Source organism: Spirosoma agri (genome assembly GCF_010747415.1).
GTDB classification, from domain to species: domain Bacteria; phylum Bacteroidota; class Bacteroidia; order Cytophagales; family Spirosomataceae; genus Spirosoma; species Spirosoma agri.
This window is the reverse complement of record NZ_JAAGNZ010000001.1, coordinates 3,218,815-3,240,262: the sequence shown is the minus strand read 5'-3', so window position 1 is coordinate 3,240,262 and position 21,448 is coordinate 3,218,815. Positions and strand designations below refer to the sequence as shown.

Genomic DNA, 21,448 nt, shown 5'->3' with positions numbered 1-21,448 from the left:
GATTGTCAGAAAAGATCCTTTACAAAACAGCTGGTGATTTGCCGATAACTACGGCGGATACTGATTCTCATGATTGGTAAGGACTTCGCTGATTCAGCGGGGCAACAGGCGTTTTTTCTCATTGTTATCGGCTTGCCATTATAATCAAATCAGACAATCATAAAAAGTAGCGGCCAACAGGATGTCAGGAAATTCAGCTTTTTTTTGCCGCTCAATGATGAAAAAAGCACCTAGAAAAGTCTGACAGTCAACGGGCTACTATCCATCCACCCGTTCGCTCGCTGCTTACAGCGAGACACCCCGTTTCCAGGGAATAAAATCGTCCTGACCATGCCGGACGGCGGCCACGTCGATAATACCACTTGCTACGCCGATGATCTGTTCGAGGAGTCGTTCGCCCGCCTGCTGAATGGTTTCGTCGCCGTCGATGATGGTTCCCGTATTGATGTCGATAATATCGGGCATTCGATTGGCCAGGGTCGTGTTACTGGCAATTTTTACGACGGGGGCAATGGGGTTGCCCGTGGGGGTGCCGAGTCCCGTTGTGAACAAAACCACGGTCGCCCCCGACGCCACTTCCGCCGTTGTCGATTCAACGTCATTGCCCGGCGTACAAAGCAGATTCAGACCAGGTTTAGTGACCAGTTCCGGATAATCGAGCACCGCTACGACGGGTGACGTACCACCTTTCTTCGAAGCACCGGCTGACTTCATGGCGTCGGTTATAAGGCCGTCGCGGATATTACCCGGCGAGGGATTCATGTCAAAACCCGAGCCGGCTTCTCGGGCGCGCTGCGCATAGGTAGTCATCAAATCCCGGAATCGGCCCGCCGTTTCCGCATCGACGCTACGGTCGCACAGTTCCTGCTCCACTCCGCATAGTTCGGGGAATTCGGCCAGGATCACGGTGCCGCCCAGCGCAACCAGCAAATCCGACGCGTGGCCCAGTGCGGGATTCGCCGAAATACCCGAAAACCCATCCGACCCCCCACATTCCAGGCCGATGGTCAACTTGCTCAGTGGAGCGGGCTGCCGCACACAGGCGTTGGCCTGCATCAGCCCGGCGAAGGTTTGCCGTAAGGCCTGACTGATCAGGGATTCTTCGGTGCCGATGGTTTGCTGCTCCAGCACAAACAAGGGCTTATCGAAGTGCGGATCTCGCTCGCCAATCGCGTCCTGCAACAGGCCCACCTGAGCGTTCTGACACCCAAGGCTCAACACCGTGGCACCCGCTACGTTCGGGTGGGTTATGTAGCCCGCCAGCAGTCCGCAGAGTGCCTGAGCATCCTGCCGGGTACCCCCGCAACCGCCTTCATGCGTGAGGAACTTCACCCCATCGACGTTTGGAAACAGACGCAGTGGCCTTCGACTATCGGACGATTGTTCGGTAGGTTCCAGATCCGCCCGTAGCACGTCTTCTACGGTGCGCCCTGCCTGTACCATCGCCATCAATTCCCGCGTTTGGTGCTGATACGAACGGTGTCGTCCGTAGCCAAGATCATCGATCAGTGCCGTCTGCAATACCTCGATATTTCTGTTCTCGCAGAAGACAAGCGGTACCACGAGCCAGTAGTTAGCCGTTCCGACCCGCCCATCCGACCGATGGTAGCCCATAAACGATCGGTGCTGCCATTGATCAACGGCGGGTGGCGTCCACGAATACGTGGACCGATGCACATCGAAGCGGTTGGTGGCGTGTATGACATTGAACGTAGTCAAACGACCGCCTGCCGGTATGAGCTGCTTTGCCTGGCCAACTAGCACCCCGTACATAGTGATCGCGTCCCCACTGGCCAAATCGTGAATAGCGAGTTTGTGCTTGGCCGGAATGGCTTCCGTTACGAGCAGTGTTGCCTCATCGTAGTAGACCCGATCACCCGGTTCTAAATCTATAAGCGCGACCAGTACGGAATCGTCGGGATGTATTTTTAAGACGGTCTGTTTCATCTGGCAACGACTTGATACGGCTCGAACTGGGAACGAATGGTGGACAGTGCCCCCTGTTCGATCAGGTGAGTTAGGTAGGTCGCAACAGCCGCCGAAAAGCCCGGCAACTGGCTTAAATCGTGCCCCCAGAGCGTCGTATTCTGAAGAACTGTCTGAGTCACTTCCGAAGGAGTCAGCCGCGCCCATAGGTCAGCGAAATACCCCGCCTGATCATCGTGAATCGGATATGTCTCTCCATTGCGGTCGCCGTACCAAATTCCATCCTGCCGCACCGTAGCGCGCATGAACAGCAGGTAAGCGGCAAAACCAAGGGCGATGTAACGAGGTGTAGCCTGTAATGTCTCGTAGTAGCGAAGCAGTACCGAGACATTCCGCATCTGCATTTTCATGGAATAGTGCATCGTGATGGCCAGCCAGCGGTGTTCGACGAACGGATTTCGGAAGCGGTCCAGTACCTGAAAACCAAAGCGCTGTGCCGTTTTTACGTCGACTGCGTACGGTATACCGGGAATCAGTTCGGCCAGCATCATCGTTTGAATGAACGCAGCCAGTCGATTGTCGTCCATTGCTTCCCGCACCGTATCGAAGCCACTCAAAAAAGCCAGCCCGCAGCTGAGCGTATGCGTACCGTTGAGCAGGCGCAGTTTCAACTCGCGGAAAAGATCAATGTTGGGGCGGATCACTACGCTTTCGTCAGCCTGCTCGAAGGATAGTACCTGTTGCACACGCTCATCGCCTTCGATGGCCCACAGACTATACACTTCCGAAACCGTCAGCAACTCATCGGTATAGCCAAGCTGTTCGCTCAGGGCGCGCTGTGTGGCCGGGTCCGGACGACCGGGTACGATACGATCGACCAGGGAATTACAGCAGGTATTGGCTGTTTCGATCCAGTCGATAAACTCGCTTTCCAGCGCATTCCGGTGCGCCAGTTCGAGTAGAATGGCTTCCAGTCTGGTGCCATTGTCAGGAATAAGCTCGGTGGGTACGATCACGAGTCCCTTGCCGGGGTCACCATCGAAGGCCAGATACCGCGCGTAGAGTACGGCCAGTAACTTGCCGGGATAGGATAGGGGTGGGGCCTGCCGAATGTCATCCTGCACCAGTTGAATACCCACTTCGGTCGTATTTGAAATCACGATCTGAAGATCAGGACTGGCGGCAAGCGTCAGGATGTCTTCCCAATCCTGTTTGGCGGATAAGACCCGGCTGATGGCCGAACAGACTATAGTTTCCTCGACAAGCTGCTGGTCTTCTACCCCCCGAATGCAGAGCGTATACAGATTGTCCTGTTGGTGAAACGCATTCATATCACCCCCGTCCGTCGATTTCACGACAACAATCCGACCGTTGAAAATCCCCTGCCGGTTTGCCTTGTCGATCAGATAATCGGGGAGGCCGCGCAGCAGAACACTCGTTCCAAACTGGAGTACCCGCTCCGGCAGATGGGCCAGCGGCAAGGTCGGGATGCGTATCATTGCCCGCGAGTCGATGAGCGGTAACGTTTGTCTGGATAAAGAATTCATTGGCTATACGTACGTTAATCAGGCAAGCCCTGCTGGGCCGTCAATCGAATAGAATCGTAGACTGGATGTTGCCCGAATTGTCTTTTTCACGGAGAGTCCATTCCCCGGCGATTGCGTTCACTGGTGTGTTGCCTGATTAAGTTTAGGGCGTTTGGGGTTGATCGGGAAATGTTTGCCGCTATTTATTCACGCAAACGTTATCGGGAACGTTGCCACCCTTACCTTTAGCCAGTCCGATTGGTATAATGAGTAAGTTGTCAGTCGTTTGTTCTTATGATCAGAACGGCTGAGTCGTTTGCTTGCTTTTTGCATTTTACCGGGATACGATTTTGGAGGCCATTACGATAAAAGATATTGCCCGTGCGCTAAATCTCTCGACGTCGACTGTCTCGCGCGCCCTGCGGGATAGCTACGAAATCAATCCGGAGACGAAGCGACTGGTGATCGAGTATGCTGAGCGGCTCAATTACCGACCCAATCCGATTGCCCTTAGCCTGAAAGAAAACCGCAGCCGGGTTATCGGGGTCATTGTTCCGCAGATTGCCAATAATTTCTTCTCGAACGTGATCAACGGCATCGAAGCCATCGCCTACAGCCGGGGCTATTACGTCATTATCTTTCAAAGCCACGAATCCTACGAACGGGAACTTGCTACGGTGCAGCAGGTCGTTGATCGAAAAGCGGACGGTTTGCTGATTTCGCTTTCCAGCAGTACATCAGACGTGTCGCATTTGCGGCTTTTACAGGAGAAAAAGCTACCCATCGTTTTGTTCGACCGTGTCTCGTCTGAACTGGCTATTCCGAGCGTAACCGCCGATAATTTCGGGGGTGCTTTTGCGGCTACCGAACACCTGATCCTGACCGGGCGACGACGCATTGCTCACGTAACGATACCACCCTATATCTCCATCACGCAGGAACGCCTGGCCGGGTATCGGGCCGCCCTGGAGAAGTATGGCATTGCCTACGATGAACAGCTGGTTCGGTATGCCAGCTTTGGGGAGAGTGAAATAGGGCCGATCATCGACGAGTTGCTAACGCAGTCACCCGACGCTTTTTTTGCCGCCAGCGACCGGTTAGCCATTGGCTGTCTGGCTGCCCTGAAAAAGCGGAACATTGCCATTCCTGAGGCTGTATCCCTTATCGGGTTTACCAATACGCCCCTGGCCGACCTGCTGGCCCCGCCGATGAGTACGGTCGAGCAGCCCGCGCTGGAGATTGGCCAGACGGCTGCGGGACACCTCATCGACCTGATTGAAGGCAAATCCGGCCAGCTCAACTCGGAAACGGTCCGAATCCCGACCCGACTGATCCTGCGAGCGTCTTCCTGATCGCCAGGTTGTCCAGAAAAGTTCTGCTTTCACCCGTCAACGCAGTAAACGGGCCGTCGCGAGTTCTACTGACCACTCGAATGGAGGAGGCTATTGATCGACTGTGGCTTACGAAAAGCCGGCAGGTCTGCGTTGGTGGCTGCTTTGGCAATGGGTATGCGATGCGGGAATCCCGGACACGAAATCAGTCCTCCATGCCTTAACGAGATGACTGCCTTTGCGCCCGAAATGGGAAAAGGAGCGATCTTGTCATGGCCGCCAGGCAGTATTGGCAGTCGGCACAAACGACGGATTGGGGACAGGATAGCGGCCGTATAAACAGCTGGTAATGTGGTAAAAAAACACGGCTCACCAGCGTGGACAGGCGTTCTCAACATGGAGAACTATAGGGGGTATACTCGATAAGTAAAATAACATAAGCGCCAGTCAGGCGTTGACAGAGTAGGATCATAGTCTATTTCGGTTGATCCACTGGCCGAAAAGCCATTGTTTATTGTCAGGTTAGTTGATCACTCTTTGCGCGGTTATATGGTTGGTAAATTATGTCGTAATGCTCTGCTAGTTAGTTTTTTAGTACTCGTTTTGCCGGTGTTGTCAACGGCGCAGGATACGGCCCGAATCGTCAGTAGAGCCGAAAGTATACCGGATACATTACTCTTTAAGATACAAAAGGCGCAGTCGGTTATCAGTGAACTGAAATCGGCCAATAAAAAGCGGTTTGGGATTGAGCGCATACGCACCGGGTTGGCCGATGTAAAGGCGAATGTCGATCCTGTTGCGGCCGATGTGCTCACGAATGGAAAAACGATCGATGCCAAAAGCCTGTCCAATTACGGCTTGATACTGAATGGCGCCCTCGGAAAGCTGACCGACTGGCGAACGGTTCTGTCCAAATCGAACAACGATTTACAAAACACGCTCAATCAGGTGTTGGCCCTGAGCTCTGATTCGTTGCTGACGGTAGCCGGGAACGATACAACGGAGAAAAAGCTTTACGCCGATCAGTTGGGCAATCTTAAAGTACAGTTGCAGGAGGCTGGTACGCGTACCAGTGCCCAACTGGATTCCGTGAGCCGTTTACTGGCTGACGTTTCTGGTACGTATTTGCGGGTCAGCAACGTACAGGCGAACATCAATGAGCGGTTGCAAAAGTCGACGGAAAGCGCGTTTCAGCGTGAGTCGCCCTTTCTGTGGAATGCACCGGCCTCCCTCAATGTCAATCAGCTGGGCACCGCTTTCACGTCGAGTTTTCAGGGACAGGATCAGATTCTCAGGTACTTTTTTACCTCTAACTGGGATGACCGGTTTCTATTGCTATTGGTAGCGGGTTTGTTCTTCGTGTGGGTATTTACGAATCTCAAAAAAGCGAATGAACCTGTATTGCGTCAGAAATTGGGACCGATTCATGTCGATGCCCTCAGACCCGTACCGGTGGTTGCCTCTTTACTGGTACTGCTCAACTTAACCCCCTTATTTGAGCCTAACTCACCGTCGCTGTATGTCGAGATCACCCAGTTTTTGCTGCTGGCCATTCTAACGGTTCAACTATGGACGCGGTTCTCCAGGCATGATAAATGGATGTGGTCACTGACGGCAGCCTTATTCATTACCCTTATTGTCATCAATGCAACGGTCAGCGTTTCTGTCTTCATGCGGCTTGGACTGATGGCGCTCAACGCGGCCTTTTTATACGTCGGGTTTGTCTTTTTCCATCAATTTCCCCACCGTCATATCAGCAAACGTATTCTCGGACCAGTCAGTAAACTGTGCCTGGCGTTGCAGGTACTGGCCATTCTGCTGAACATTTTTGGCCGGATTACGCTGGCGAAGACGTTCACCATCACCGCTGTCGTTGGCCTGATCCAACTCACCAGCCTGGGGGTATTTATCGAGATTGTACTGGAAGCGCTGGAGTTGCAGATAAAAATCAGTGCCTGTTCGGAAGGGCTTTTCTCCCGGGTGAACGTAAACCATACACGCCGGTCGTTCAAAAAAGGTCTGGCTTTTGTGGCTATCAGCTTGTGGCTGCTCGTCTTTTTTATAAACCTGGGCGTTGCCGATAGCTTATTCAACCTGGCGTATCAATTTCTGTCCAGACCGCGCTCATTCGGCAGCATCAGCTTTACCTTGAGCAACGTGCTGTCCTTTTCGGTCATTATCTATCTGTCGAGCCTGTTACAGCGGAACATCGGGTTGCTGTTCGGTGAAAGCCAGCTACCAAACGCGGACGATAATGAGTCGGTGGGACAGATCAGTTCGGTGCTGGCGCTGGTTCGACTGGTCATCATCATTGCCGGACTATTGCTGGCTATTGCGGCCTCGGGCGTTTCGATCGACAAATTTACGGTCGTACTGGGGGCGCTCAGCGTAGGTATTGGCCTGGGTATGCAAAACATCGTCAGCAACTTTGTGTCAGGTATCATTCTGATTTTCGAGAAACCGTTCCAGATTGGCGATTATGTCGAGCTGGCCGACCGGAAAGGGCGTATCCAGACGATCGGTATTCGTTCCAGCAAAATGGTAACCATACAGGGCTCCGAAGTGATCATTCCCAACAGCGACCTGTTGTCGAATCGACTGGTCAACTGGACGTCGGGGGAAACCTACCTGAAAACCGAGCTTACCCTGAAACTGAGCGCGGATACGGATCTTCAGGCTGTCCGGCAGCTGATAACCGATGAAGTCAGTAAGCTGGAAGCGGCCATTGTCAACAAAGCACCTGAGATACTGCTTACGGCGATCAGCGCGGATAGCGTCGAGCTGAAAGTGCTGGTGTTCATCCGCAGCATTTACGCAGAGGCTGGCATAAAAAGTCAGCTGTTGCAGCATCTGCTCGCGAAATTCAGAGAAGAAAACGTAAAAATTATGTAGATCGGGATGTGGTTCCGGACGACGACCGCTACGTTATCTTTGCGAACACGACCTGTATACGCATCTCACGAGTATTGGACTAACGTACATGAAAAAAATAGCCTTTATTGTTCAGCGGTATGGCGAAGAAGTTAACGGTGGCGCTGAGTATTATTGCCGCATACTGGCCGAACGACTGACCGGTACCTACGAAGTCGACGTATTGACCAGTTGCGCGCTGGAGTACGTCACCTGGGCCAACTGGTATCCGGCGGCTACTACTACGATCAATGGGGTGAACGTGCACCGGTTCCCGACAGAGTATGAGCGGCAGGCGAAGGATCATTTGCAGTATGAAACGGAGCGGAAAATCAAGAAATGGTCGCGACCCGAAGAATGGCAGGGAATGGGCTGGCTGAAAATGTGGGGACGCGCGCTGGTTGGCAAAACGGTTCGGCGATACAGTCTGATGTGGGCGCAGCACCAGGGCCCCTACACGCCCGATCTGATCACGTATCTGAAACGGAACCACCGCCAGTATGACGCCCTTATCTTCATCACTTACCTCTATTACCCGACGATTGCCGGGATGAACGTAGCACCCCGAAAGTCGATTTTTATTCCGACGGCGCACGACGAAATTCCGATTTACCTGCCCGGATTCCGGTCATTATTTCGCAAACCACGTGCCATTTTATACCTCACATCCGCCGAAAAACGCTTTGTTCAGCAACTGTTTCACAACCAGCCCATCTACAGCGACATCGCGGGTGTCGGCATCGACACGACCGAAGCCCCTGCCGATGCGGCCGATACGGTGCTGAAGCTGACGGCCAATGAACCGTACCTGATCTACATCGGTCGAATCGATAAAGCGAAAGGCTGTGAGATGCTGTTCGATTATTTTATTCAGTATAAGGAGATGCACCCGTCGAGTCTGAAGCTGGTGCTGGTTGGGCAGACATTCATGCCGATTCCTGATCACCCCGATTTTGTATCGGCCGGGTTTGTCGACGAAGGCGTGAAGGTTTCGCTCCTGAAAGGGGCGAAGGCGCTGGTCATCCCGTCACAGCATGAGAGCCTGTCGATGGTTACGCTGGAAAGTTTCGCTCACGGCATCCCGGTGATTGCCAACGAAAAATGCGAAGTGCTCAAAGACCACATTGAGCTTAGTCAGGGCGGTCTGTTATTCTCGGATTACGGTAGTTTTGAAAACGACGTTCAGCAGCTCCTGGCCCAGAATCCGGAGCCAATGGCCGAGAATGCCCGGTCCTACGTCGAGCAGAATTACACGTGGGATAAGGTGCTGGCCCGGTTCAGCAAAGCCGTTGATTATGTGTCGAACCGGGCCTAAGCGACTCGTCAGCTACCTTACTGCACTAACTCCTGCATCATGTTCAGGCGTTTGTATACGCTGTCCTCGCTGTTGATCAGATCATAGTGATTGCCCCGTTCGATGATTTCTCCGCCCTCCATGATCAGGATCTCGTCCGCTTCCTTGATGGTGCTCAGACGGTGGGCAATCACCAGCGTCGTGCGACCTTCCATCAGGTTGTTCAGCGCTTCCTGCACTGATTTCTCCGATTCGATATCCAAGGCCGAAGTAGCCTCGTCCAGAATAAGGATAGAGGGCCTTTTGAACACCGCCCGCGCAATGCTCAACCGTTGCCGCTGACCACCGCTCAGGCGAATACCCCGGTCGCCGATCACGGTATTATAACCGTCTTCGGTTTCCATGATGAAGGCGTGCGCATTGGCCACTTTGGCCGCTTCGATCACGTCATCCATGCTGGCATCGGGCTTTCCGAGGGCGATATTGTTAAAGATGGTGTCATGGAACAGAATGATCTCCTGCGTCACAAAACTCATCTGTTTCCGCAACGACTCCATCGAATAATCCCGGACATCGATACCATCCAGTTTGACGCTGCCCTGCGTGGCCTCATAAAAACGAGGAATCAAGTCAGCAATGGTCGATTTTCCGACGCCGGAAGGCCCCACCAGGGCAATTTTCTTGCCTTTGGCTATCCGGAAGTTGATGGTCTTCAGGACGGGTTTATCGCCATACTGGAAGCTTACATTCTCAAAAACAATATCCCGGCGGAAACTGTCCAGCACCCTGGCGTCCGGCTTGTCTTCGATTTCGATGGGCTTATCCAGTAGTTCCAGAATGCGTTCGCCCGCAGCCTGGCCCTGCTGAATGTTTGTCAGGGCAACGACGATCGCTTTCGCGGGCCGGATCACCTGCGAAAAAATGGCGATGAACGTAATGAATGACCCCGCCTGCAAATTATTATCCTTGGTCAGCACCAGACCGCCCCCGTAGACCAGAATACAGGCCACGATGAACACACCCGATGCCTCTGAAAAAGCGGGGGCCAATTCGCGTCGTTTGAAACTCTCCAGACTCGCCTGCCGGTAAAAATCGTTTTCCCGGCTGAAGCGTTTAAGCACAAAATCAGTGGCGTTGAACGACCGTAGAATACGCATCCCGAGCAGCGTTTCGTCCATGATGGTCAGCATTCGGCCCATTGATGATTGTACGTCCTGAGCCTCTTTCTTGAGCTTTTTCGTTACGGCTGCAATGCCAACCGCCGAGATCGGAATGATGATGAGGGTGAACAGCGTCAGCTTGACCGATATTGCGAAAAGGGCAATGAAGTAGCCGATGAATACGTAGGGCTCCTTGAACACAACTTCAATGGAACTCCCGGCTACACTCTCAATGGCATAGACATCCCCATTGAGCCGGGACAGTAGATCGCCCTTGTGCTCTTTGGTAAAATAGCCCAGGTGCAGGTGGTTGATCTTGGCAAACAAAGCCTCCCGGAGTCGTTTGACCAGCAAGGTTCGCGCCCTGAGCAGACACTGCTGAGCCAGAAACCGGAACAGGTTGGTGAGAATAACGGCCACCACGATCATGCCCGCCAGAAAGTAAAGCGCGTAGATCGGCTTCGTGGTTTTGAACTGGTAAATCTGGCTGTAAAACAGATCCTTAAAGTACGATGGCGTAGGCTGAAAATCCGGCACCGATGCATACTTGGCGGCATCGGCTGTATTGACAGGATCGAACAGAAAGTTAAGCAACGGAATGATCAACGCAAATTGAAAGACGTTGAAGAAGACCGCAATGAGCGTAAAGATGAAAAAGGGGATAACAAATTTGTTGTAAGGCTTGGCATAAGCCATCAGCCGTCTATAAATCTTCATTCGTTGTTAATACCTGGAACGGATACGTCTGCCTCGACGAGAACAGAATCGTCCACAGAATTAGTGAAAATTACTTAGAGCATTGAGTGATACACATCAATGTATTTTTTGGCCGAATCCTCCCAATTGAAGGTTGCGCTGTAGGCTTTGAGCGCTTCTTCCATCTGGCTGCCGGCACGCTGATACCGCTGCATGCCGTCTGTGAAGTCTTCATGCATCTTGTCGAAATCGTGAAAGTAGAACGCGAAATCCTTACCTATTTCGGGCAGGGCCGTATACTTCGAGAGAAATACGGGTTTCCCGACAGACATCGCTTCGGTAACCGGAAGTCCGAACCCTTCGGCCAGAGACGGCATCACAACGGCCTGACAATTATGGTAGTACCACGATTTTTCCTCTTCCGTAATTTCATTCACCAGATGCATCCGATCTTCCACCTGTAGATCAGAAGCATGTTGCTGAAGAAAACTGGCATACTCTTTATCTTCGTGACGACCGGCCAGAATCAGCTCAAGGGACGGGTTCTGTTGTAACAAAGGTAAGATACGATGCTGATTTTTTTTGCGGACAATGGCCCCTACGTTGAACAAAAAGGGAATGCGCGGCCGATAAGAACGGTCTTTCAGAACGGGCTGGTGCAACCGATTCGTACCATTGTAAATAACGTGAACCGGCTTACCGCCCGTGTCACAATGCGTCAGCACATCATTCCGGGTGAATTCAGAGATACAAACGATGGCATCACACCGATCGATGTTCTGCTGCACATGACTCAGGTATCGCTCTTTTTTATGCTCGGCCTTATCTTCGTGCAAAAAATTAAGATCGTGGATGGTCAGGAGCACCTTGATTTTTCGGTTTCGACGAGGCAGATATTGCGAACTCTGGTAGGTACTGTGCCAGATTTGGTACTGGCTGACCGACGGCATAAGAAATTTCTGTAGCGAATGCTGCGGGATGCAGGTTGTCAGCGGGTTGAACGTCTTTCGGACATGATCTGGAACAAATACGGACAGCTGCTCCGGGCTCTTGTGCTGCTGAAGACTTTGTCCCAGATTGAGGCAGTAATGGTACAGTCCTGTATTGACGTACTTCATTCTCTCGCAATCAAAGATGATACGAATCATACTAAAGTCCTCCTAACGTTGTTTAACTAATGTAAAAATTCAAAAACTCACTCGACAGGGAGTAAGTTACTATACTTTACTGAAAGGATTCACAAAAGTACCATTTGGTTGGAAAGTAAGTCTGTCTTCAGGTAAAGAGTCCTGTTAAAACTACTCAATGGGTAGCAGGCGATGCAGCGAAGGGCTTGGTACAGGTAATTACAAACCGATGCGCCCAAGTGTTGCAGAAAACGAAAAAAAACGAGTTTCCGGCTCGTTTACCCATTTTTCCCAGGCATATGTCCCGTATTATACTTGATTGTGACCTAATGAAATTCCCGCATTCTGGCCTTTATCAGTATTGCCAGAATCTTGGTCAACACGTTAACGAACGGCTGGCTGACATGAATCAGCCGTTGATGAAGATGTACCTCCCCCGTCGGAAAAAACTGACGCTACCCTACGAACCATACCATCTGGTGGAGCATAAATGGCACAAGTTCATTCAGCCCTTCCTGTTCGATTGCCGGGTGTGGCATGCACCGTTTCAGTCGGGACGGATTTTGCCGGACAAAAGCCGGTTCCCTCACCTCAGGGTCGTACTCACCATACACGACTTAAATGTTCTGCACGAAGGCAAACCGGAACCTGTTCAGCGCAAGAGTCTGGCGCACACGCAGTCGCTGATCGATCGAAGCGACGCAATCGTCTGTATCTCTGAATTCACGAAGAATGATCTGCTGGCCCATTGCAGCATCGGCAACAAGCCCGTTTATGTCATTCACAACGGCGTCAACAAACTGGCCGAAACCGCCGAAGACGTGGTTGCTTACCAGCCAACTCGCGAGTTTCTGTTGGGCATTGGCTACGTAAATCAGAAAAAAAATTTTCACGTTCTGCTGCCCTTACTGCAATCGAATCCCGATCTGGAACTGATCATTATCGGTCATCATGATAACCCCGATTACGTAAACCAAATGAGACGCCAGGCGCAACAGCTTGGTGTTGAGAAGCGGCTCCACCTGCCCGGCACAGTTTCGGAACCGGATAAAGCCTGGTATCTGCGGCACTGCAAAGCACTGCTTCACCCGTCGCTCGCCGAGGGGTTTGGCTTGCCGGTTATCGAAGCCATGCAGTTCGGCAAACCCGTTTTCCTTTCGACGCTCACGTCCCTGCCTGAAATCGGCGGTGAGGCTGCGTTCTATTTTCCCAGCTTTGAGGCAAGCGTTATTCAGGACGTGTATAGCGCCGGAATGAACGCGTACGAATCAGCGGAACGCAAGGACGCAATCCGGAAAAATGCCGCCCGGTTCGATTGGAAAACGAGCGCCTGTCAGTACATATCGGTCTATCAGTCGCTTGGCTGATACGAAGAAAAGCGGCTCTGGCCCTGTTTTATGAGCGGGAGATTTCCTGTTGACTGATTCCAGCAGGGCTAGGCCACCGAAGTCATCAAACGCTGAACAGAATGGGTTAGATACTGACAAACCAACTGATGGTTGTCCAATACTGGTGCGCTTTACTGGGCTGGTTAAACTCGTTGACGCGGTACTCGAAGCCCAGTTCAATCTGGTTATCATCGGTTGCATTATAACCCAGGGCCGTCGACGCCCGTATTTCCAGGTCAGGTCCTGCGGCAGACCAGATGCCAAGGTATTCGTTCTGGAGTTTTACGTACAGTTCCTTGGGGTCGATCTGTCTGCCACTCAACGCCCTTTCCAGCCCGAGTCGGTATCGAAGCCTGATCTCGGTCGGGTCCGTTTTGCGGAACGTTTCGTCGATAACGAGTCGATGCGCAACCGTAATTGGGTTAAGGTCATTGACCCAGTTGGCCTGCTGAATGAACCGATGAACCAATTGATTATCTTCGAGCCGGATCAGATAGCCACCGCCCAGGGTCGAGTTAATGGACACTTTTTTGGTGAGCACCAGCCCCAGATCCGTTCGTTCATACCGGAACGAGCCCTTTCCCGATTCACGTTGCGTTCGTTCCGAAATGATCTGGCGGGATTCCAGTTTGACATTGAGTTTTACGTCGTTGCTCAGGGAGAAATTGATATTGGCCTGGGGCAGCGTGCCCGCCATATACCGATCCTGCGAAAATGCCGACAGGACACCTGCCATCAACAGGGAAACAAAAATTAAAATTTTGCCCATCAGTACATCAGGTTGTTCGTGTTCCGCTGGACCAGTTGCCGAACCTGCACAACCGCTCCAGTTCGTTCACAGAGTACTTCGTAGTAGTTGGCAGAACGATTTTTTCGGGCGTTCAGGGTCAACTCGTACCGAACCTGAACCAAGGCCGGAACCGCATCCGTTTGAATGGCCGTTTTTAGATCAGCCAGGCTAGCCGTCCATTGCTGTTGCGTTCTAACGACGGAAAACCTGTCGAATTTCTGGTTCAACTGATCCGTTAGTTTTGTCCTGGTTTTAGCCGGAATCTGGTTGTAACGGATTAGCATTTCAACATCCTGAATAGTCCCCGACGTGTCGAATTCAACGCTGTACTGGTTTCCCCTGAACTTCAGCTTCGCTTCGATCGACCTTCCTGTCAGGCTTTCTTCGCCATACCAGTGCACGGTTGTTTTCGCAAACACATCATCGATAAAGCGGGCGGCCTTGGGCGGTACGGCACTCGATTTGATCCGGTATTCCCGTTCGTATTTTTGCTGCCCCTGACAGGGCCGGCTCAGGAACAGGGCCAGAAGGGGCGGAGCCAGCCAAAAAAGAGGATTTATACGTGCCATGATCTGGGAGTGGTAGTGTCCATATGTAAGCGGTAGCCCGGCAATTAAGTTGAGCAGCCACCTGTGAGGCCGATAGTCGGTAAGCGGCCATGGAACGCCTGCGTTAGCGGAGAAGCTACTAGACTATACCTTCCCACGTTGGCTGAAATCCGCCGGATACCCGTAAGCCTGTTCTGATCTGTGATCAAGCTCCTTCCCGTGTACCGAACAGCCACGGTAGTTTTAGTGAGCCTGCGCTAAGAAAACCTAGTTAAAAAGATGAGTAAATTTGATGTCAATCGTCAATGAATTAGCCTATTGGATGCCGCCAGGACCGGCTTTGTACGTTTTGCCGGTAATGCGAATCGGTTGACATGGAAACCTTGTCAACCGATTCGCAATGGGATTAGCTACAAACAGGTTACCAGAGCCGTCCAGCCGGTTTGATGACTGGCCCCCAGTCCCCGCGACGTATCACCATCAAAATGCTCGTAGAAAAGGACCAGATTCCGGAAGTTCGGATCGTCAGCGTAGATGAACTCCTCGCCATTGAGCGGGCGCCGTCCCTGGGCATCCGGACGGAAAATTTGCCACAGCCGTTCCGATAAAAACGCGGCTGCATCGTTGAGCGTCCCGTGGTTGTCGCTTCCGAATGGTAAGGCTACCTGCACGGCTGTACCGTGATAGTTGCCAAACTCTTCCAGTGCCTTAACAATAAAATAGTTCATCGGCCACCAGACCGGACCTCGCCAGTTAGAATTACCCCCGTACATGGACGAATCGGATTCGCCGGGCGTGTAATGGATCTGGTGTTTGGTTCCTTTGATCTTTAAGGAATACGCCTTTTCGTAGACCTTGGAGAGGGATCGGATACCACCCGGAGCCAGTAGTTCGTCTTCGGAGAAAATAAACGTAGCCATACGGGCAAGCTGGTCAGCCGACAAGAGGCTAAATAAGATGGAGTCCTTGTTGTCGTTTTCTTCCAGCACGCAATAGCAGGGATTTTTCGAGAGCGGATTGGCCTGATAGTCTTGAATCTTTTGGTAGAAGGTCGGCAGGGATTGAGCAATTTCCCGTTTCAGCGACATGACCGCAAAGAGCGGGGATAGACCGACCATAGACCGGAGCATAATGGGAATGGCTTTCCCGCTTGGCAAATGCAGTACATCATACGCAAAACCGTTGTTACTGTCGGGGTCCTCGTCGTCAATCCACAGCTTGGCCACGGTTTGGAGCGCGTTGTTGATGCGGATGTAATAATCGAAATAATAACAACTCAGGGGCTCATAGGTAAGCGGGTCCTGCTGGGCCAGCTCGACGCAGATGCGCATCATATACAGCGTATAGGTAGCCATCCAGGCTGTCGCATCCGCCTGATCCAGGGAACCACCCGCCGGAATGTCATCACTACGGTCGAACAGGCTGATGTTATCCAGCCCCAGGAAGCCCCCCTGAAACATCCCTTCCTGTTTACCTCCCAGCTGACTGTTCCACCATTCGTAATTGGGGCGAAGGCGCTTGAACATGGTAGACAGAAACTCGTAATCTTTTTTGCCCGTCATAATCAGCTCCTGACTGTAAAACAACCAGCTGATGGCTGCCCGTAGGGGAGGGTTGTTGGCCGAGAAATCCCACTCGTAAGCGGGTAGCCGCCCGTCCGGTGCCTGGTAGCGCGTATCAGCGTGCAGGTACAACTGGTGCTTGGCAAATTCAAGGTCGATCGAAGCCAGGGCAATCGCCTGAAAAGCCTGATCCCAGGCGGCAAACCACGGGTACTCCCACTTGTCGGGCATGACCATGATATGCTCGGCATCCAGGTGTTGCCAATCGGCGTTGCGACCCCGCCACCGTTCGCTGGGCGGGATCGGATCGCCGGGGTCCCCCTCCAGCCACCGCCTGACATTGTAATGGTAGTATTGTTTCGACCACAGCAGCCCAGCCCAGGCCTGCCGTTTCACCAGCGCATCGTCCGCTGAGTCCTGGGTCGTCAGTGGAGCATAAAAAGCATCGGCTTCCTGCTGGCGAACGTTATAGACTTCGTCAAAATCGGGTCCGAGTGGGTCGGCCAGTTCCGCCTGATGAAGCCGGAGTTTGATGTCTATCGTCTGACCAGCCGCCAGCGTCAGCGCGTACACGGGTGCACATTTAGTGCCTGTTGGCTGCTGATCAAACGGGGCCAGTTGACCCGTTGTGACTGCATCGTGAAAGGCATCCTTAACGAACGGTGATTCATTGGGATGACCAAACACGCGCTCTTTGTTCGTCGTATTTTCGGTCATCAGCACCGCGTCAGCCGCCTGAAAGCTCAGGGTGTAGCCACCGAGCCGCTCATGAATCGCTTTGACCTGATGCCGTCCGTCCTGACCGGAATCAACCCGTTCAATATGGGGTTGGGTGGCTTCTTCGCTAAACGACCAGCGGTTGCGAAACCAGAGCGTTGGCAACACATGCAGCGGGGCCGCTTTATCGGACCGATTCGTGATGGTAAGGCGAATCAGGATGTCATCCGGATCGTTCTTGGCGTAGTCGATCACCACGTCGAAGTACTTATTTTTCGCGAACAGATTCGTGTCAAGCAGTTCGTACTCCCGTTCCGTTATTTTCCGGCGCTTGTTCTGACTGACCAGTTTTTTGTAGGGGAAGGCCGTCTGTGGATACTTGTAAAGCATCCGCATGTAACTGTGCGTGGGCGTGTTGTCCAAGTAATAGTAGAGTTCCTTAACGTCCTCACCATGATTGCCCTCCTCATTGGACAGGCCAAAGAGCCGCTCTTTCAGAAAATCATCCTGACCGTTCCAAAGGGCCAGAGCAAAACAAAGCGTCTGCGTATCGTCGGAGATGCCGCCCAGCCCGTCTTCCCCCCAGCGGTAGGTTCGCATACGGGCGTGTTCATGAGGAAATGCCGTCCAGGCATCACCTTCGGCCGTATAATCTTCCCGTACGGTTCCCCACTGGCGTTCACTCAGGTAAGGCCCAAATTTATACCAGTTTTCCTGCTGGCTCCATTGCCGGTCCAGTCGTTGTTGTTCGTTCGTATTGTTGTTAGACATGCTCATTTTTCGCGCTACCAGACACAATGACGTGTTCTACTGACCTGCACACGGTCGGCGGGGTTGGTCGATGGCTGGTTATGGACAATTGTTGGATAAGGCTACGAGGCAGCTTGTTGGAGTTGGGGCAGTACATGCGCTCCGAAGTCATCAATGAACCGCTGCTGCTGCCGATTGACATTATGGAGCGAAAGCTGCGAAAAGCCTAACGAGAGATACCCCGACAGCCAGTCCGCATGTTGGTTAAGGTCTGATGATATGTTGATCAGCTTGGTGACTGTGGCTGCGTCAACGATTTCGCCGGCATCGTCGAACTGGCTAGGCATCCGTAACTCGGTCATGACGCTGTTCGGATAAACATTCCCCCGCCATTGCTCGAAAGCGCCACTTTTGGCTTTTTCCTTATCTGGGTCGTAGGAGAGCTGGACCTTAAGGAACATCGGTTTCCCCGAGCCGCCACCCCGGCGGAAGGCATCGACCACCTCGCGTAATTCATCCAGCGGACGTGAGGTCGTTATCAGGGCATCAGCCCAGCCACCGACCCATTCGGCGGTTTTGCTGGTTACAGCCGCGCCAACGATGAGCGGTTTGATGGTTGGTCGGGTATACAGCTTAGCTTCGTCAACCGTCACCAGGCCCCGGTGCGTTACGGTTTCGCCGTCCCATAGCGCCCGAATAATCGCGACGCACTCCTTCAGACGGGCATTTCGATCCGCTTTGGCTGGCCACTGCCCGCCTGTAATGTGTTCGTTGAGGGTTTGTCCCGTTCCCACCGCGATCCAGAAACGCTCCGGAAACATCTCGGCCAGCGTAGCGGCTGCCTGAGCGATGATGGCCGGATGATAACGCTGACCCGGCGCATTAACAACGCCGAAGCTGAGCGATGTCGCCTGCAAAGCCGCCCCCAGCCAACTCCAGGCGAAACCACTCTCTCCCTGTTTCTCACTCCAGGGGTGAAAATGATCGGAGCAGGTTCCGCCGGTGAAGCCAGCTTGCTCAGCCTGTTGAACGTAGGATAGTAACTCACTGGGTTTAAACTGTTCGTGAGAAGCGTGGTAGCCAATTTTAATCATTCTTTAATGTTAGTTTAATCTATAAAGAAATGATCGCTGTAAATGTTTGACTGCTCAGTCAGTTTTTCTAGCAAAAGAAGATAAGTACAATCATTCCCTACAATAAGAAAAGGCTTACGTATATTCCCTCAGGGCGGGCTTCGTATATATACTCACGTGAGATTTGCCGATCCGGTGTCAGGATGACAATAGATTATCAAATTACCGGCTGCTCAATCGTCTCTGCATCCAACGGCGTTGATTCGCTCACGTTGGGACAAGTTGACCAGTCGTAGCTTCGACGGTATAGTAAACGGAGTTTGGCTGGAAGACGGGTTCCAACTGGATAGCTATACGCGATTTGGGGGTAACACAAAACAACACCGCTACACCTAGTTGACAATACGAATCGAAAGCAGATAGCCCTGGTGCTCAAGGACATCCGGCGAAAAGGGTAGACTTAAATTAAATAATAAGTAATCATTTTCTTATTATGATGTGTTTGTATTATCAATTTGTCATTAGTTACGTCTTAAGAGATGCTAACCTTCAGCCAGCTACCGTTTAGTAGATTTAGATTGTATAGGCCCTGCGTAAACCAAGTACTTATGTATACGATATTGGAAAAACGTAAGTAAAAAAGTAGGAAAATATGTAAAACGTGATTTCTACATATGAAGCGTTACTATAGAGTATATGAAATGCAGAAATCATAAAATTTTGGCTGTTGTTGCCGGTATTTTTATTCAGTACATAAAATTTATCTTTGTTACTATACTCATTGTTAACCTACTACGCTCATTACGCTCTTCTCCCTTATGAAACGCAAGATTCTTTCGGATAACATAACCTATACAAACCAGCCTATAAAGTCAACAACTGATAATTTTGAAGCACTTTATAAACAATATGTGGGTAAAGTGTACCAGAAATGCTTATCCATGACTAAAGATAGTGAAGCCGCCCAGGACTTCACGCAGGATATTTTTCTGAAAGCTTACGACAAATTTGATACGTTCCAGAACCGGTCGACCTTTTCAACCTGGCTTTATTCGATTTCGCACAATTACTGCCTGGACCAGATCCGACACGGCAAACGGGTAAACCTGGAATCACTAACCGATGATGTCGCTACTGAATTAGCGGAGCAGGATCCCTCGGCTTCGGATGAGCTCCGGCTTCAGGCGCTCGAAAGTATGGTGAATCGGTTGCCGGCACAGGAAGTTACCTTGCTGCGTCTCAAGCACGAGCAGGGCTTATCGATCAAAGAAATTTCGGTACTCTACAATATTAAGGAGTGCGCCGTGAAGATGCGGTTGAAACGTTCCCGCGATAAACTGAACAAGCTGTACAATCGTCAGGAAGGCTGATTGATGGGCGTGTCAACACCCGAAAACAGTACTATACTGGTGAGCCCAGGGTGGTACTGTTTTTTTTTGACTACTCATGCGTAGACAGGACTGACTCCGGTATACCTTGATGGGCGGGGGTATACAAGCTGGGATTAAGCAGAAAACCCTGCCCTTGCTTCGTTTCTCAGCAAGTATACGTTTCTTTGCTGACGTGACCCGTAAAGGCTGGACAGCGCTGCATTCAGGTCTTGTTTCCGCCGTTCATCCGGGTGCGTTACTACCCACCGGCCAGGTGATTGCCTGGTTGTACAAAACGGGTAGCTGACGCGCTGACTGAACGGATACCCATCCGTTCTCCCTATGTATCTTTCGTGTCTATGGCTACTTCCGTACCTGTCTATCAACTAACGTCCTTTCCCCGGCATGAGCCCAATACGCTGTTCCACATGACACGGTTGGAAAGGCTTGTGGAGGAGTTTAAACGAATTGGTGACTCGCATTCCCATACATTTTATCTGGTGATGTGGATCACAAACGGGACCGGTACGCACACCATCGATTTTAAAACGTACGACGTAATGCCGTACCAGCTTTATTTTCTTACTCCCGGACAGGTTCATAATTGGGAACTATCAGCAGATATTCGAGGCTATAATCTTTTCTTCGACGCAAATTTTATGCGTAGCCGCTTTGGTAATCGGCTGCATCAGTACCCTTTTTATCACTCCCATCAGCATCTTCCGGTATTGAAGGCAGCCGACCGGCGGCACTTGTTCGACGAGTTGTTTACGAATGCGTATGATGAATATGAGCATCCGCAGCCTAACCGGGCCGATGTCTTTTTGTCCTATTTGCATATCCTGCTGGAAACGGCAAATCGGCTCTACAACCAGCAGCGGCCAGGAACCGACACGCAATTGTACGATCACATTCGCCAGTACGAAGAGCTGATCGAGAATCAGTTCTTGACCGTTCGGGAAGTGAGCGCCTATGCCGATCAGATGAACCTGACACCGAACTACCTCAATCACATTTGCAAGAAAGTCCTGGGCAAAACGGCCAGCCAGTTAGTACACGAACGTCAGGTTGTCGAAGCACAGCGATTGCTTACCCACACCGCGCAATCGGTCAAAGAGATTGGCTTCGCGCTGGGCTTCGACGATCCGTCTTATTTCGTTCGATTCTTCAAAAAGCATACGAACAGAACCCCGCTCGATTTCCGCCAGACCCTAACGGCTCATCGTTGATTTGTACCATAGTTAGCTTGGTCTGTCTTTCTATCCGGAAAGGTCAGTGCT

The 21,448-nt window shown here is 51.7% G+C and carries 15 protein-coding genes; 6 read left to right on the top strand and 9 right to left on the bottom strand.

The window, feature by feature from the left end; translation table 11 throughout:
- Positions 1-285: 285 nt before the first annotated feature.
- Together GK091_RS13460 and GK091_RS13455 are read right to left on the bottom strand one after the other, a co-directional pair.
- Entirely contained in the window at positions 286-1,947 is a 1,662-nt protein-coding gene (locus tag GK091_RS13460) for a UxaA family hydrolase (RefSeq protein ID WP_164038770.1), read from the bottom strand.
- Positions 1,944-3,473 (bottom strand): tagaturonate reductase, encoded by a 1,530-nt coding sequence (locus GK091_RS13455; RefSeq protein ID WP_164038766.1) that lies wholly within the window; start codon positions 3,471-3,473, stop codon positions 1,944-1,946. The genes GK091_RS13460 and GK091_RS13455 overlap by 4 nt, the downstream gene beginning before the upstream one ends.
- A 329-nt stretch (positions 3,474-3,802) precedes the next feature.
- Between GK091_RS13455 and GK091_RS13450 the strand changes: the two genes are divergently transcribed.
- Positions 3,803-4,804, top strand: coding sequence for a LacI family DNA-binding transcriptional regulator (locus GK091_RS13450; RefSeq protein WP_164040797.1), 1,002 nt, complete (start codon positions 3,803-3,805; stop codon positions 4,802-4,804).
- Positions 4,805-4,869: 65 nt separating this feature from the next.
- Here the strand turns inward: GK091_RS13450 and GK091_RS13445 are convergent, their stop codons facing one another.
- Positions 4,870-5,181, bottom strand: coding sequence for a hypothetical protein (locus GK091_RS13445; RefSeq protein WP_164038763.1), 312 nt, complete (start codon positions 5,179-5,181; stop codon positions 4,870-4,872).
- A gap of 211 nt (positions 5,182-5,392) precedes the next feature.
- Here GK091_RS13445 and GK091_RS13440 point away from each other — a divergent pair, with 211 nt between their 5' ends.
- Entirely contained in the window at positions 5,393-7,675 is a 2,283-nt protein-coding gene (locus GK091_RS13440; RefSeq protein ID WP_317166315.1) for a mechanosensitive ion channel family protein, read from the top strand.
- Positions 7,676-7,763: 88 nt separating this feature from the next.
- Positions 7,764-9,008 carry a glycosyltransferase family 4 protein gene (locus GK091_RS13435; protein ID WP_164038754.1) on the top strand — a complete coding sequence of 415 codons (1,245 nt, stop codon included), beginning with the start codon at positions 7,764-7,766 and terminating at the stop codon, positions 9,006-9,008.
- Between the two features lie 17 nt (positions 9,009-9,025).
- On the opposite strand, the gene GK091_RS13430 is transcribed toward GK091_RS13435, so the two are convergent.
- Positions 9,026-10,864, bottom strand: coding sequence for an ABC transporter ATP-binding protein (locus tag GK091_RS13430; RefSeq protein ID WP_164038751.1), 1,839 nt, complete (start codon positions 10,862-10,864; stop codon positions 9,026-9,028).
- Between the two features lie 74 nt (positions 10,865-10,938).
- On the bottom strand, positions 10,939-11,961 hold the full coding sequence (locus tag GK091_RS13425) for a glycosyltransferase family 4 protein (protein WP_164038748.1): 1,023 nt from the start codon (positions 11,959-11,961) through the stop codon (positions 10,939-10,941).
- Positions 11,962-12,299: 338 nt separating this feature from the next.
- On the opposite strand from GK091_RS13425, the gene GK091_RS13420 reads away from it, so the two are divergent.
- Positions 12,300-13,337 (top strand): glycosyltransferase family 4 protein, encoded by a 1,038-nt coding sequence (locus GK091_RS13420; protein WP_164038744.1) that lies wholly within the window; start codon positions 12,300-12,302, stop codon positions 13,335-13,337.
- Positions 13,338-13,443: 106 nt separating this feature from the next.
- Here GK091_RS13420 and GK091_RS13415 read toward each other — a convergent pair whose 3' ends face one another.
- The 4 genes from GK091_RS13415 to GK091_RS13400 all read right to left on the bottom strand — a co-directional run bounded on the left by GK091_RS13415 (position 13,444) and on the right by GK091_RS13400 (position 18,819).
- The gene (locus GK091_RS13415) at positions 13,444-14,127 is read right to left on the bottom strand and encodes a DUF2490 domain-containing protein (protein ID WP_164038740.1); all 684 of its coding nucleotides are present in this window, start codon (positions 14,125-14,127) and stop codon (positions 13,444-13,446) included.
- On the bottom strand, positions 14,127-14,717 hold the full coding sequence (locus tag GK091_RS13410) for a hypothetical protein (protein ID WP_164038737.1): 591 nt from the start codon (positions 14,715-14,717) through the stop codon (positions 14,127-14,129). The genes GK091_RS13415 and GK091_RS13410 overlap by 1 nt, the downstream gene beginning before the upstream one ends.
- 389 nt (positions 14,718-15,106) lie before the next feature.
- Complete coding sequence (locus tag GK091_RS13405; protein ID WP_246202227.1) at positions 15,107-17,746, bottom strand: MGH1-like glycoside hydrolase domain-containing protein; 2,640 nt, start codon at positions 17,744-17,746, stop codon at positions 15,107-15,109.
- Between the two features lie 101 nt (positions 17,747-17,847).
- A complete protein-coding gene (locus GK091_RS13400; protein ID WP_164038734.1) occupies positions 17,848-18,819 on the bottom strand; it encodes a TIGR03885 family FMN-dependent LLM class oxidoreductase in 972 nt (323 codons plus the stop codon).
- A 797-nt stretch (positions 18,820-19,616) separates the two neighbouring features.
- Here GK091_RS13400 and GK091_RS13395 point away from each other — a divergent pair.
- Positions 19,617-20,168 (top strand): RNA polymerase sigma factor, encoded by a 552-nt coding sequence (locus GK091_RS13395; protein WP_164038731.1) that lies wholly within the window; start codon positions 19,617-19,619, stop codon positions 20,166-20,168.
- Positions 20,169-20,527: 359 nt separating this feature from the next.
- Entirely contained in the window at positions 20,528-21,397 is an 870-nt protein-coding gene (locus GK091_RS13390) for a helix-turn-helix domain-containing protein (protein ID WP_164038727.1), read from the top strand.
- The last annotated feature ends 51 nt before the right edge of the window (positions 21,398-21,448 follow it).